15 protein-coding genes are annotated in these 12,283 nt (G+C 63.0%); 6 read left to right on the plus strand and 9 right to left on the minus strand.

The window, feature by feature from the left end; all coding sequences use genetic code 11:
- Position 1: 1 nt before the first annotated feature.
- The 5 genes from DV706_RS06670 to DV706_RS21695 form a co-directional block, all read right to left on the minus strand.
- Positions 2-373, minus strand: coding sequence for a hypothetical protein (locus DV706_RS06670; protein WP_006065398.1), 372 nt, complete (start codon positions 371-373; stop codon positions 2-4).
- 113 nt (positions 374-486) lie between these two features.
- The gene (locus tag DV706_RS06675) at positions 487-1,887 is read right to left on the minus strand and encodes a phosphoglucomutase/phosphomannomutase family protein (protein ID WP_136350828.1); all 1,401 of its coding nucleotides are present in this window, start codon (positions 1,885-1,887) and stop codon (positions 487-489) included.
- Between the two features lie 89 nt (positions 1,888-1,976).
- Complete coding sequence (locus DV706_RS06680; protein ID WP_006065396.1) at positions 1,977-2,963, minus strand: hypothetical protein; 987 nt, start codon at positions 2,961-2,963, stop codon at positions 1,977-1,979.
- A gap of 79 nt (positions 2,964-3,042) precedes the next feature.
- On the minus strand, positions 3,043-3,291 hold the full coding sequence (locus tag DV706_RS06685) for a GIY-YIG nuclease family protein (RefSeq protein WP_006065395.1): 249 nt from the start codon (positions 3,289-3,291) through the stop codon (positions 3,043-3,045).
- Positions 3,292-3,446: 155 nt separating this feature from the next.
- Entirely contained in the window at positions 3,447-3,596 is a 150-nt protein-coding gene (locus DV706_RS21695; protein WP_169331112.1) for a DUF7563 family protein, read from the minus strand.
- Positions 3,597-4,185: 589 nt separating this feature from the next.
- Between DV706_RS21695 and DV706_RS06690 the strand changes: the two genes are divergently transcribed.
- Positions 4,186-4,353: a DUF1931 family protein gene (locus DV706_RS06690; RefSeq protein ID WP_005578700.1), complete on the plus strand. Its 168-nt coding sequence runs from the start codon at positions 4,186-4,188 to the stop codon at positions 4,351-4,353.
- A 163-nt stretch (positions 4,354-4,516) separates the two neighbouring features.
- Here the strand turns inward: DV706_RS06690 and fni are convergent, their stop codons facing one another.
- A complete protein-coding gene (gene fni / locus DV706_RS06695) occupies positions 4,517-5,578 on the minus strand; it encodes a type 2 isopentenyl-diphosphate Delta-isomerase (protein WP_006065394.1) in 1,062 nt (353 codons plus the stop codon).
- 124 nt (positions 5,579-5,702) lie between these two features.
- Between fni and DV706_RS06700 the strand changes: the two genes are divergently transcribed.
- Entirely contained in the window at positions 5,703-6,134 is a 432-nt protein-coding gene (locus tag DV706_RS06700) for a hypothetical protein (protein ID WP_006065393.1), read from the plus strand.
- On the plus strand, positions 6,131-6,328 hold the full coding sequence (locus tag DV706_RS06705) for a hypothetical protein (RefSeq protein ID WP_136350829.1): 198 nt from the start codon (positions 6,131-6,133) through the stop codon (positions 6,326-6,328). Before DV706_RS06700 ends, DV706_RS06705 begins: the two co-directional genes overlap by 4 nt.
- A gap of 3 nt (positions 6,329-6,331) precedes the next feature.
- Here the strand turns inward: DV706_RS06705 and rpiA are convergent, their stop codons facing one another.
- Positions 6,332-7,039 carry a ribose-5-phosphate isomerase RpiA gene (rpiA, locus tag DV706_RS06710; RefSeq protein ID WP_136350830.1) on the minus strand — a complete coding sequence of 236 codons (708 nt, stop codon included), beginning with the start codon at positions 7,037-7,039 and terminating at the stop codon, positions 6,332-6,334.
- A gap of 148 nt (positions 7,040-7,187) precedes the next feature.
- Between rpiA and DV706_RS06715 the strand changes: the two genes are divergently transcribed.
- The gene (locus tag DV706_RS06715; RefSeq protein WP_006065389.1) at positions 7,188-7,952 is read left to right on the plus strand and encodes an ABC transporter ATP-binding protein; all 765 of its coding nucleotides are present in this window, start codon (positions 7,188-7,190) and stop codon (positions 7,950-7,952) included.
- Positions 7,952-9,241 carry an ABC transporter permease gene (locus tag DV706_RS06720; RefSeq protein ID WP_006065388.1) on the plus strand — a complete coding sequence of 430 codons (1,290 nt, stop codon included), beginning with the start codon at positions 7,952-7,954 and terminating at the stop codon, positions 9,239-9,241. The genes DV706_RS06715 and DV706_RS06720 overlap by 1 nt, the downstream gene beginning before the upstream one ends.
- A 28-nt stretch (positions 9,242-9,269) precedes the next feature.
- Here DV706_RS06720 and DV706_RS06725 read toward each other — a convergent pair whose 3' ends face one another.
- Entirely contained in the window at positions 9,270-9,818 is a 549-nt protein-coding gene (locus DV706_RS06725; protein ID WP_006065387.1) for a DUF5518 domain-containing protein, read from the minus strand.
- Between the two features lie 52 nt (positions 9,819-9,870).
- Complete coding sequence (locus DV706_RS06730; RefSeq protein WP_006065386.1) at positions 9,871-11,001, minus strand: AI-2E family transporter; 1,131 nt, start codon at positions 10,999-11,001, stop codon at positions 9,871-9,873.
- Between the two features lie 83 nt (positions 11,002-11,084).
- On the opposite strand from DV706_RS06730, the gene DV706_RS06735 reads away from it, so the two are divergent.
- On the plus strand, positions 11,085-12,227 hold the full coding sequence (locus tag DV706_RS06735; RefSeq protein ID WP_006065385.1) for a thiamine ABC transporter substrate-binding protein: 1,143 nt from the start codon (positions 11,085-11,087) through the stop codon (positions 12,225-12,227).
- The last annotated feature ends 56 nt before the right edge of the window (positions 12,228-12,283 follow it).

Here is a 12,283-nt window from a genome sequence, read left to right on the forward strand (position 1 = left end):
ACTACTGCTGATCGGTGTCGACCGTGCCGTCCGTGCCTGCCGGCTGCCCTTCAGCCGGGACGCCCTCGTCGGTCGTGACGCTCTCGGCGGAGTGTTCGGCATCCGACGCCGTCGCCTCTGGCTCAGGATCGGACGTATAACCGAGTTCGAACCAGAGTTTCGCCGTACAGTCGAACGCTTCCTCGTCGAGTTTGGTCTCAGATTCTCGTTGGTCGAGATAGCCGTTACAGCGACCGTGTGCGACGACATTCATGAGCGTCGCCGCGGAGCCACACTCCGGACAGTCGATGTAGTAGTTGCCCTCGTCGTTTTGATGCCACGAGTCAGGAGTCAGTTCCGTGTAGGCGGCGTCCTCGCGGGAGTGTTCGCTCATGGCTCTAGCCTACGGGCCAACAGTGGTAAAGAGGAGCCCGGAGCACGCAACCCGCAGCACACACTCGAGTCCCGCCGTCTCGACAACATCAGCACACTGCCGTGGCTCGACCGTTACACCAGCGGCTCGAGCAACGCCTCGCCAGCCTCGAGCAACGCTCCGACGCGTTCTTCGTCTGCAGCTTCCGCGTAGACCCGTAACACGGGCTCGGTCCCGCTGGGACGGATCAACAGCCACGAGCCGTCGGCGAGCTGGAGTTTGAAGCCGTCGGCGGTGTTGACGCCCTCGACATCGGTTCCGGCGACGGTTTCGGGGATTTCGTCCTCGAGATCAGAGAGAACGCGCGCCTTCTCGTGGTCGGGACAGGCGACGCTGATCTTGTCCTGGACGACGGTCCCGTACTCGTCGAGCAGTCGATCCACGCGCTCGTCGATGGGTTCTTCGGCGTGCATCGCGGCCGCGAGCACTGCCATGAGGACGCCGTCTTTCTCACGGACGTGGCCGCGGACGGTGAAGCCGCCGGATTCCTCGCCGCCAACGAGGGCGTCGCCGTCGGCCATCGCTTGTGCGACCCATTTGAAGCCAACGGGGACTTCGTGAACTGACTCGCCGTGGGCGTCGGCGATACGGTCGATCAAGAACGTCGTCGAGACGGTTCGGACGACCGCTCCCGAATCGTCTTCGAGCAGGTAGTCATAGAGCGCAGCGAAAAACAGGTTCTCGTCGAGATAGCCCCGTTCGGGCGTGACGATGGCGATACGATCTGCGTCGCCGTCGTTTGCGATCCCGAGCGTCGGTGCGGTCTCGTCGGCGGTGACGAGGTCGATCAGCGCCTCGAGGTTTTCGGGCGCGGGCTCGGGTGCCCCACCGCCGAATGTCGGATCGCGCTCACAGCGCAGACATTCGAGAGAGACGCCTACGCGATCGAGGATGGCGTCGGTCGTCCCGCGGCCGCTGCCGTGCATAGCGTCGTAGGCGACGGTGAGCGCCGCCGCCGAGAGGTCGCTACTGCCGGTGATCTCCTCGACCAACTCGAGGGCAGCGTCAGCGTGTGGCGTCGTCAGGTCGACCTCTCGGACGGAGCCGTGTTGGGCTTCGGGGAGCGCCTCGGGTTCGGCGAGGCGGTCCGCGATGGCGTCTGTCACTTCGGGCAACGCCGGCGCGCCGTCAGCGGGGATGAACTTCACGCCGTTGTACTCCGGCGGATTATGTGAGGCCGTGATCGCAAACCCACCCACGAACTCACGCTCGACGATGGCGTGGGCGACCAGCGGCGTCGGTCGGTCGCGCGCTGGCATGATGACGTCGAAGCCGTTCGCACACAGCGTCCGGGCCAGTTCTTCGGCAAAGCCACGCGAGGTTTCGCGCGCATCGTAGCCGACGACGACCGTTCCCTCGAGTCCCTCATCCTGTAGATACGTCGCGACGGCCTGTCCGATCATCCGAACCCGCGGCGTTGTGAACTCCTCGAGCGTCGCCCGCCAGCCATCAGTACCGAAGCTGATCGTCTCCATACACGTGCGTCTATGTCACCGGCGAAAAAGGCGACGTTGTCACACGGCAGCTGACACGAGTGGGCTGTTCGGACGGCTGGGCACCCGTCTCAGACGTCGACGGTGTCGAGTCGTTGCTCGAAGAGCCGTTCGCCCGTCTCATCGCAGGTCACGGCGACCACATCGTGTGCACTGCAGCAGGATTCGACGACGTCCTCGCCCATGCTGACCGTGCCGCCGGTTGGACACGTCTCGAGGAACATCCGGAGGCTGTTACAGATCCGACCTTTCGTCTCGGGGTCGTGGTCGTCCCAGACGGGTGTCCACGTCTCGAGAGCACGGCTGGCGGCGACGTCAGCGAGCAACGCAGCGCGGGATGGCCAGCGGCCGGCCACTCCCTGCTCGGAACGGAGGAGATAAGCGTCGTCGTGGCGCTCGAGGTCGAACGCCTCGGGATCAGCGTCGAATCCGAACGCGTCGATGGGGGCTGCAGCGTCGAGTCCCGAGTCGGTCAGGGCTTCGATCTGCTCGAACCACGACTCCTCGAACGACTCGGTGAGACAGAGGTCGTCTTTGTCGGCACACGGCTCGAGGATCTCGTGGTCGAGAAAGTACGTCTCGAGGTCGGTGACGACCGGGTCGGCGTCTGCAGCAGACGTCTCCGCAGCAGCGACGTCCGAGTCGGTGGTGTTGGTCGCTGATGTGGCGGCACCCGCCTCGTCAGCGGACTCTTCGGTCTCTGTAGGAGCCGGGTCACTGTCGGCTGGTTCCGAGCGCTCAGCGCTGTGTGCCAAGCCAGTTTCCCCAGCCCCGAAGCCGCTGGCGAGATCGGGCTCTGGGTCCTTGCCGAACCAGCGCAGGACTTCGGGCGGCAGATACCGTTTCGTCAGCGTCGGCGTTCCGGGAACGAGATAGCCGCGCAGATAGATGAGGACGATAGAGAACCCGACCGCAAGCAGTCCGCCGAGTCTGGACTTGCGTGCGATGAGCGAGCCGACCGCGCCAGCGATGAGGAGGTTCAGTATTGTACACGGTTCACACCGGTTCTCACCGGTGTACGCCGGCTGTTTGAGATCGTCGACGATGTCGATATCCATATGCTACCAAAAAACGTGGTCGAGGAGTATCTGCTTTTTGGACCCATCACTACGCTAATGGGTTCGCTCTCGACGGGCCTCACTCGAGGCCCACAAGTCGCTCCTTTTGCTGGCGTGTGAGTTGCTTGATCTCGTACTCGCGAGACATCGCGGCCGATTTCGAGTCGAACCGCTCGGTGTAGCGGAGTTCGACGGGTGTTCGACCACGGGTGTACTTTGCGCCCTCACCAGCGTTGTGTTCGCCGACCCGTCGCTCGAGGTCGGTCGTATACCCGGTATAGAGCGAGCCATCGGCACACTCGAGTACGTACACGGCATGATCAGACATGTCCTGGCGGACGTACGGCGGAGACAGATTTCGGTCCACCGATTCAGCGATCCGTCACAGGGGCGGCTGTGAGGGGCGCAGGACGATCATACCGAGGCGGGAAAAGCAACACGCAGTGGGGGCACGTGGTGATTGGGTTCGGTTCTCGGGAGGGATCAAGCGCCGCGAGCGCGTTCTTTCGCGGCTTCTGCGATCCCAGCATTGGCCGAGCAACTAACACACGCGCGGATTTCGCCGTTCTGGTCGGCAAACACACGCGCAAAGCGCTCGGAGACGTGCGCGCCGCAGTGGTCACACTTGGGCATTGGACAGTGGTCACACCGGCCGAAGCCGGTACCACAACCTACCCGGTGAATAGGTAAATAAGCTTCTCCAAACAGAGTTTGGCTTTTTGATCTGCCCATAATATTTTCTGGAACCGGCACACGAGTTTCCGTCATGGATGTCACTGTTTCGACAATCGATCAATACTACCGGTATAGGGTACCGAATCCAGTGGCGGCATCGAGAACGCGACACGACTGGTGTCTCGTCGAAAGCGATGTACTCCCGTTCCAGCCGTATCCGCGACCACTCGAGATGGTGACCGATCACCGTCGTGTCGATGAGGGTGACTATCAAGAGGTCATAAACCCAGTCGATGGTGGCGATTACGGCGACGACGCTGCGGGGGTCAAACACAGACGACCGAGCGGCGAAGTGCGCCCGGATCCGACACCGCGCGCGAGCGGGATTCTTCCCGCCGGCAACGGTCAAATCGAGGTCGGTAGCTCATCAAACATATACTTTCCGGTGGTTAGTGCCGTCGAAACAGGCGGGTCAACCGCTGCAGACACCGTATTCCCGAAAGTAACCAGAGCATTTATATTGGGGAAAGAGGAACGCGTACATCGTATGGCAGATCTTATCGTCAAAGCCGCCGTAAAGGAAGCGCTCGATGACAAAAACGTCGCTTCGGACTTCTACGAAGCACTCGACGAGGAAGTCGACGAGCTTCTCGAGGACGCTGCACGACGTGCAGAAGCAAACGACCGGAAGACGGTCCAGCCCCGCGACCTGTAAGGCTCGCTACTCGAGTATTTTTTATTGACGCTACGGTAGCGAGCCGCTGGCTTGGCTGTCGTCGAAAACGGAGTGATACGGATTACTGTACCGGTGTGCGGGTTCGGCCCCAGAACAGGTCGTGGTCGTGCCGGCCTGACTGACAGCGGTCCGTATGAGGGAGTTACTGCTGTCGGCCGTCGAGGTACGTTTTCGTTCGCCCGAGGACGACGTGGTCAGCCGACTGCAACTCCTCGACCGAGGCCGAGCCGGTGACGAACATCGCCGTTCGGAGTTCGAGTTCGAGCGTCTCGAGCAGGTCGACGACAGCCTCGGTTCCCTGCCCCGCTGGACGGAGGAACGGCTTTGCAAGGCCGCCAGCGCGGGCACCGAGCGCGATCGCTTTCGCGATATCCAGTCCCGATCGGACACCGCCGCTGGCGATGACACAGTCGTGGACCGAAGCGGCCTCACGCGTGCTCACTGCCGTTGGGACGCCCCAGGCACGAAAGAGCTGTCCGATCGCTTCCTGACGGTCAGCGCCAACGGCGGCCGCCCGGTAGGACTCGATGCCGGACCACGTCGTGCCGCCCTGTCCGGCGACGTCGATCGCATCGACGCCGGCGTCGGCGAGTCGCGTCGCCGTCTCTCGAGAGATGCCGTTTCCGGTCTCTTTGACGACGATAGGGACTGAGAGGTCGGATGCGATCTGCTCGATTTCGGCCAGACAGCCACGGGCATCGACGTCGCCTTCGGGCTGGACGGCTTCCTGTAAGAAGTTCAGATGGATCGCCATCGCGTCGGCGTCGATCATCTCGACGGCTTGTTCGACGTCGTCGACGTCATACTCGAGCAACTGTGCCGCGCCGACGTTGCCATAGAGGAAGGCGTCGGGGGCGACGTCTCGGACGACTGTGTAGGACTCGAGGAGCGCCTCATCGTCGAGTTCGATGCCGGCACGCTGGCTGCCAACACCCATGGCGACGTTCATCTGCTGGGCGGCTTCAGCGAGATTGCGGTTGATTTTCGTCGTGTTCGGGTGGCCGCCGGTCATGCTTTCGATGACGATTGGGGCCGCTAGCTCGTGGCCGAACAGCGTCGTCGATGTGTCTATCTCGTCGCGATGGATCTCCGGAAGCGCGTCGTGAACGAGCTCGATATCGGCGAACCCCGTTCCCGAGGTTTCGACGTCCTCTTCTTCGATAATTCGGATATGATCGTCTTTTCTGTCGGATGTCTCGGGCATCGAATCGTCTCCAGTGGAAAATAGCATGAGGACGTTGAAAAGGTGTCCATCGACGCGTGTCGAGTGGCGCTGTCTCAGCCGAGACCGACTGGCGTTTTTTCACCCATGCCGGTGTACGACGGATATGCTCCACCCGTTACGATCGTTACTGATCGCGTTCGGAATCGCCGAGATCGCGAAACCACAGCCAGTGATCAACGCATGCGAGCGAATCGGCCTCGAGAACGCCGAGGAAGCAGAGCTCAGACCGTGGGCGCTCTGGGGAGCCCGACTCGAGGGTGCCCTGTTCGTCTGGCTACTCGCTCGACGGGAGTCGGGCTGGACACCCGCCAGCTGGCTGCTTGGGATCGCCGGCGTCGTGCTCGTCGTCCTCCCGAAGCCGATCATCGACTACAGCCAGCAGCTGGTCTACGCGAACGCCGACGACCTCGAGTTGAAACCGGTAGTGAAACCCACGGCCCGCCTGCTCGGCGTGTTGTATCTGTTCGTCGTCGCGCTCTCGGCGTCGGGCACCGAACCCGACGACAGCGAAGACGTGGTCGAGCAGCGTACATGATGCGAGCAGTGGCGAGCAGGTTCGGACTGCTCGAGGTCGCCTACGAGAACCCCGAGGCACTCGAGACGAAATCGTGGGCAATACCGGCAACGCGTCTCCTCGGTACACTCTACGTGGCCACCGGCGTGTTCGCTGGCCGTGGGGCCACGCCGGAAGATGAGCCCCGCACAGCGCAGTCGCCACCAGAACAGTAGCGGTCAGTACTCCCGCACGTCGACGCCGTCGGCCGTCCCGACGTAGGTCTCGTCGGCCAGCCCGACGAACAGGCCGTGTTCGACGACCCCTGGAAGCTGCGAGAGCTGCGTTGCAAGCGTCTCCGGCTTCTCGATCGGGCCGAACGCACAGTCGACAACGAGGTTCCCGTTGTCCGTGACGACCGGCCCGTCTTTGTGTTCGGCGTCGCGAAGCGTCGGCTCGCCGCCGAGGTCGCGAAGTCGATCCGCAACGACGGTGTGGGCGTCGGGAATGAGTTCGACCGGGACCGACCGCTCGAGCACCGACTCGAGTTTCGAGGGGTCGGCAACGACGATAAATCGGTCGGCCGCCGAGTCGACGAGTTTCTCGCGGGTATGTGCAGCGCCGCCGCCCTTGATAAGTGCGCCGTAGCCGTTCGCGTCCGGGTCGTCGGCGACCTGATCCGCACCGTCGATCGCGAGATCGACGCCGTCGACTGCGTCGAGTGTCGTCAACGGAATCCCAGCCTCGAGCGCCCGCCGGCGGGACTGGAACGAGGTCGAAATCCCCTGTACCTCGAGGCCGTCGTCGACGGCTCGTCCGATCGCGTCGATCGCGTAGGCGGCCGTCGAGCCGGTTCCGAGCCCGACGACGAACCCGTCTTCGACGGCTTCGGCTGCGCGTTCACCAGCGCGTCGCTTCGCTGTGTTTGATCCGCCCTCCGTCTTCATGCGTTGTACGGCGCACGGCGACGGGAAAAACGTTGCAATATCGTGGCCGTCCACAGCCACACGGGGTGTGTCCGATCGGAAATTATCAGAAACGATATTACTCCTGTTTGGCTCGAGGTTTTTTCCTCGCGGCTGTATACAAGTCAGTATGGCAACACCCGCAGCCGAGGGAGAACCCGGAACCGGTACAGCAGTCTCCCTCGAGAACGTTCGCAAGATCTACCAGCTCGGCGAGCCGGTCCACGCCTTAGACGGCGTCAGCCTCGAGATTCCACGCGGATCGTATACGGCGATCATGGGTCCGAGCGGGTCGGGGAAATCGACGCTGATGAACCTCGTGGGCTGTCTCGACACGCCGACGGATGGCACTGTCGTCGTCGACGGGCAGGACGTCGCGACACTCGACAGTCGGGAGCGAACCACGCTTCGCGGAACGACAGTCGGCTTCGTCTTCCAGACGTTCAACCTCATGCCCAGACTGACCGCTCTCGAAAACGTCGCTCTCCCCCAGCTGTTTCAGAACGTCGATCGCGCCGAGCGACGCGACCGGGCCCGGGAGTTGCTCGAGCGAGTCGGCCTCGCCGATCGAGCAGACCACCTGCCAAACGAGCTGTCGGGCGGTCAGCGCCAGCGGGTGGCACTCGCTCGCGCGCTGGTCAACGACCCCGCGATCGTGCTTGCTGACGAGCCCTCCGGAAACCTGGATACGGAGACCGAAGCCGACATCCTCGACCTCTTTGCGGAGTTTCACGACGCCGGGACGACGATGGTCGTCGTCACCCACGAACGTCACGTCGCCGAACGTGCCGAACGGATCGTGCACCTCCTTGATGGCAAAATAGAGCGTATCGAGGACCTCGAGGACACGGGTAACGGAGCCTCGAGTCCCGCCGGAAGCGAGGCGAGTTCCTGATGCGGCCACTCGAGAGCCTGCGGCTTTCGTGGCGTTCGATACGCGGGCACAAACTTCGGTCGTCGCTGACGACACTCGGGATCATCATCGGTATCGCGGCAGTGATCACGTTCGTCACGCTGGGGGCGAGCCTGCAGGCAGGCATTATCGGCGACATCAGCCCCGACGATCAGCGCAACAGCTACGGCTGGGCTGCCGAGCCTGATACCGAAGGCGGCCCACTCGCCGGCGCTCAGCCCGTGTTCAGCCAGACTGACCTCGAGACACTGGACGCTGACGACGATATCGAGGCGGCCTACGGCTATATGCCGTTATCGACGCAAGCGCTCATCTACGAGGGGGAGATATCACCCCAGAGTGACGCCCTGGTCGCGGCCGGCCCGCCGTATATCAGGGAGGATACGCTCGAGGAGGGTCGCCAGTTCGAGCAGGGCGAACGCGAGGCGGTCATCAACCCGGCCGTCGCCGGACAGTTCGAGGAGGACGTCGGCGTCGGCGACGAGCTCACCATCGCCTTACAGGGTGGCCAACAGACGACCGTCACTGTCGTCGGAATCACCGACACCTCCGAGGGGCTGAGTCCGTTCGAAGGGTTCGAGCCGTCGCCGCGTGTCTACGTGCCGACGGATCCGTACTACACGGAAGACGCTGCCGGTGCGCTCCCGGGTGGGGTCGGTGGCGAAGACGAGGCCGACACCCCGATGGGTGAGGACGCACTGTTCCTTGCGATCGTCGTCGAAGCCGAATCAGCCGACGAGGCGGCGGTCGACCGCGCCCAGGAGAGTGCGATCGCGTATCTCGAGAGCGACGAGTCGGACGCGAGCGAACTGCTGGGTGATGACCTCGAGATTACGCTGCAGACGAGCGCAGATCTCCTCCAACAGCTCCAGGACGTCCTCGACCTATTACAGAACTTCATCGTCGGGATCGCAGCAATCTCGCTCGTGGTGGGTTCGATCGGCATTGCGAACATCATGCTCGTCTCCGTGACCGAACGGACCCGCGAGATCGGGATTATGAAAGCGATCGGCGCCCAGAATCGAGAGATACTGGGGCTGTTTCTGGCCGAAGCAGTGATTCTCGGCGTGATCGGGGCAGTTCTCGGGACGTTGCTGGGTCTTGTCGCTGGCTATCTGGGCGTGTGGTACATCGACCTGCCGCTGGTCTACCCATACGAGTACGTCGCGCTGGCGATCGCCGTCGGGATTCTCGTCGGGGTCGCCTCGGGGCTGTACCCAGCTTGGAAAGCGGCACGAACGGACCCGATCGACGCACTCAGATACGAGTGAGCTGACGATCCGCGACGGAGCGGAGACATTACCGTTCTCGTTCGGTATCGCGGTCACGACTCGAGCCCTCCGTGTCGAACTGCTCTCCCCCGCGGTCGTGGTCCCCCGGTCGGTCTGACCGCGGTCTCGGCGGTTGCGTCGGCTCGATCGCTCCCGATCGGCCCGTCGATGGCGAGAAGCCGATCGCCCGCCGCGTTCGGACGTGCTGGTCTGGATACTCTCGAGCGAGATATGCGCCGAGATAGCCGCCAAGCAGCGACAGTCCGACCGTATAAACGAACAGGACCGAGACGAACACGAGGATTGCAAGCGCCACAACGGCGAACCCTTCGATCGGAGCCGCAGCGATCCCCATTCCGAACCCGAGGATGCTGAGCCCGATGATTGCAATGCCGGCAAATGGCAGAAACGTGATCGCACCTGCGAGCGCGCCGACAATCGCCCCCTCGCGAACGTCTGGTCCCTCGAGAAAGCCCGCAACGACGCCCCCGATGACAGTCGAGAGCGGGATAAACGAGAGCACGACCCCGACGACGGCACCGATGACGGCGTTAATGAGCGTTTTTGTGGTTGACATACGACATAAACGAGCGGGATGGCGAAAAATGGTGGGGAGACAGCGACCCGATTCAGTCGTCAGCCGGGCGTGAACCGGACTCTTCGGGTTTCGTCATCGTAGTCTCGGTTCCGGCGTGTTCCTCCGGCGGCTCCTCGGGTTCGGCCTCAACAAGGTCACTGAACGTGGCCTCGCCGTTGACCTCGTCAGCGAGGAGATCGACCGCCTCGACGAAGACGGCGACGATCAGCGGGCCGACGACGATCCCGATCGCGCCGAGTGTGAACAGGCCGCCGGTGAAGCCGACGAAATAGAGGCTCCCGGGCAGGCCGGCGGAGCGACGGGCAAGTCGTGGCCGGACGCCGACGTCGGGGAACCAGGCGACGAGCCCAACTCCGAGGACGCCGACGAGAATGGCCGCAGCGAGCTCGCCGACAGCGACGTGATAGATCGCAATCGGGAGAATCAGCAGGCTTGGACCGATGATCGGCACGAACTGCAAGATCGCCGCAACGATCGCGAGCGTAAAGGCCGCTTCGTAGCCGAGCAGCCAGAACAGCGGGTAGCCGATGAGCAGCGTCGCGACCGACGTCGCAAGCTGGAGGACATAGATCGCGTACAGCGTCTCGCGGGCGCGTTTGGCGAGTGCGTAGACGACGTCGCGATACGCGTGTGGGATCGGCGCGATTGCGGCCCGCCCAGCCGCATCACCCTTGAGCAGGATCGCAAACAGCAGGATAACGAAGAGGGCGAACTTGATCGCAAGCACCGGCAGCGCCGAGGCAAACGAGACTGCAATACTGCTCAGCGCGTCGAGTGCGGGTGCCTGAATTTCGGCGACGTCGACCGTGTACGTCATGTCGAACGCCGTGATCGGAACCGATCGAGGGAGATCCTCGATGATGGCCATCACCTGATCGACGCGGAAGTACAGCGTGACGAGAATCGGCGAGAAAACGGCGACGGCGCTGGCAAAGCCGATCAGCGTCGCGGCAGCCGCCGCGGTCCACTCCGAGAGGCCGCGTCTGACCAGCCAGCCCTGCACTGGCAACAGAACGTAGGCGACCGTCAGCGCGAACAGGATCGTGCCGAGTACCTCGAGCAAGATTGCGCCAGTTACGAGCCCGAGTAGCACGACGATCCCCCCGAGCACGTATCGGCGAGTCCGGTCTGCAGTCGCGTTCGGATTCGCTGTCACACCCATGGCTCACACTGCGGCGATAAAACCTTTCTGTGCAACAGAAGGTTGGGAACGAGCCTTATGTCTCGACTGCATACATCCGGTGAATGGACCGCCGGACGGTCGTTCGGACAGTTGGAACTGCAGGCGTAAGCGCAGTGGCTAGCCTCGCTGGCTGTCTCACCCGAAACGGCGATGATGAGCCACCGAACGGCCCCGAAGACGGCGACCCGGAGCCTGATGAGCCAGCGTACGATGGCACGCTCCGAATCGCCACCTACCGATCGATGGTGACGGGACCGAATCCGGCCGGTCCGTGGCTCGAGGAGGCGTTTCTGGAAACGTATCCCGACGCCGACCTCGAGTGGGTCGTCCCGGAGAGGGGTGTCGAACACTACGTTCGACGCGGCGAATACGGTGCTGAGATCGATGTCGACGTCCTCCTCGGATTCACCGTCGGCGATCTCGCACGGATCGACGACAGCCCTGGAGAGGGTGCGTTGCTCCGTGAGCTCAACCTCGATCGGATCGACAGGAGCGAGCGTCTCCGCGATGAGCTCGAGTGGGGCGATCCACACAACCGCGCACTCGCCTACGACACGGGATACGTCAGCCTCGTCTACGACGAGACCGTCGTTGACGCGCCCGAAACGTTCGACGACTTGCTCGAGCCAGCGTCTGCAGAGACGCTGTTAGTCCAACATCCCACCCACTCCATGCCAGGCCAGGCGTTCTTGCTGTGGACGATCGACGCGATGGGAGTGGAAAACGCCCTCGAGTACTGGGAAGAGCTCGTGGCAAACGGCGTCGAGATACGTGACTCCTGGAGCGACGCCTACTACAACGCTTATCTGGACGAGCATCGACCGATGGTCGTCTCTTACTCGACCGATCCCGTCTTTGCGGCGGTCGAAGAGCGCGACCCCGAGCGCCACCAAGTCGCGTTCCTGAACGAGCAAGGGTACGCAGTGCCCGAAGGGATGGGGATTTTCGACGCGACGATGGAGTCCGATCTCGCCTACGCGTTTCTCGAGTTCCTCCTCTCGGATGCGGTCCAGCCCGAACTCGCCCGACGGAACGTCCAGTTTCCGGCCGTCGACGACGTCGGCCCCCGACCACTGTTCGAAGAAGCGGCGCGCGAACCACCAGCGTCGGTTGCAACGAGCTACACCGAACTTCGCGGGCAGATCGACGAGTGGCTCACAGGCTGGACAGATCGATTCGAGGCAGAACGGACCGATGCGACGTAACTGATCGACATGGGTGGGTTGCCAGCACTCGAGCACGACGACTCTGCCTTCCGTCA

Origin of the sequence: Natronorubrum bangense (assembly GCF_004799645.1) — an archaeon.
In the GTDB taxonomy this organism is placed as follows: Archaea; Halobacteriota; Halobacteria; order Halobacteriales; family Natrialbaceae; genus Natronorubrum; species Natronorubrum bangense.

Bases quoted from the DNA above. Each gene is read 5' to 3' on its own strand.
- DV706_RS06715 (WP_006065389.1), top strand. From the start codon at position 7,188: ATGGCAACACCCGCAGCCGAGGGAGAACCCGGAACCGGTACAGCAGTC.
- DV706_RS06730 (WP_006065386.1), bottom strand. From the start codon at position 11,001: ATGGGTGTGACAGCGAATCCGAACGCGACTGCAGACCGGACTCGCCGA.
- DV706_RS06725 (WP_006065387.1), bottom strand. From the start codon at position 9,818: ATGTCAACCACAAAAACGCTCATTAACGCCGTCATCGGTGCCGTCGTC.
- DV706_RS06685 (WP_006065395.1), bottom strand. From the start codon at position 3,291: ATGTCTGATCATGCCGTGTACGTACTCGAGTGTGCCGATGGCTCGCTC.
- DV706_RS06720 (WP_006065388.1), top strand. From the start codon at position 7,952: ATGCGGCCACTCGAGAGCCTGCGGCTTTCGTGGCGTTCGATACGCGGG.
- fni (WP_006065394.1), bottom strand. From the start codon at position 5,578: ATGCCCGAGACATCCGACAGAAAAGACGATCATATCCGAATTATCGAA.
- DV706_RS06690 (WP_005578700.1), top strand. From the start codon at position 4,186: ATGGCAGATCTTATCGTCAAAGCCGCCGTAAAGGAAGCGCTCGATGAC.
- DV706_RS06670 (WP_006065398.1), bottom strand. From the start codon at position 373: ATGAGCGAACACTCCCGCGAGGACGCCGCCTACACGGAACTGACTCCT.
- DV706_RS06675 (WP_136350828.1), bottom strand. From the start codon at position 1,887: ATGGAGACGATCAGCTTCGGTACTGATGGCTGGCGGGCGACGCTCGAG.
- rpiA (WP_136350830.1), bottom strand. From the start codon at position 7,039: ATGAAGACGGAGGGCGGATCAAACACAGCGAAGCGACGCGCTGGTGAA.
- DV706_RS06680 (WP_006065396.1), bottom strand. From the start codon at position 2,963: ATGGATATCGACATCGTCGACGATCTCAAACAGCCGGCGTACACCGGT.
- DV706_RS06735 (WP_006065385.1), top strand. From the start codon at position 11,085: ATGGACCGCCGGACGGTCGTTCGGACAGTTGGAACTGCAGGCGTAAGC.
- DV706_RS21695 (WP_169331112.1), bottom strand. From the start codon at position 3,596: ATGCCCAAGTGTGACCACTGCGGCGCGCACGTCTCCGAGCGCTTTGCG.
- DV706_RS06700 (WP_006065393.1), top strand. From the start codon at position 5,703: ATGCTCCACCCGTTACGATCGTTACTGATCGCGTTCGGAATCGCCGAG.
- DV706_RS06705 (WP_136350829.1), top strand. From the start codon at position 6,131: ATGATGCGAGCAGTGGCGAGCAGGTTCGGACTGCTCGAGGTCGCCTAC.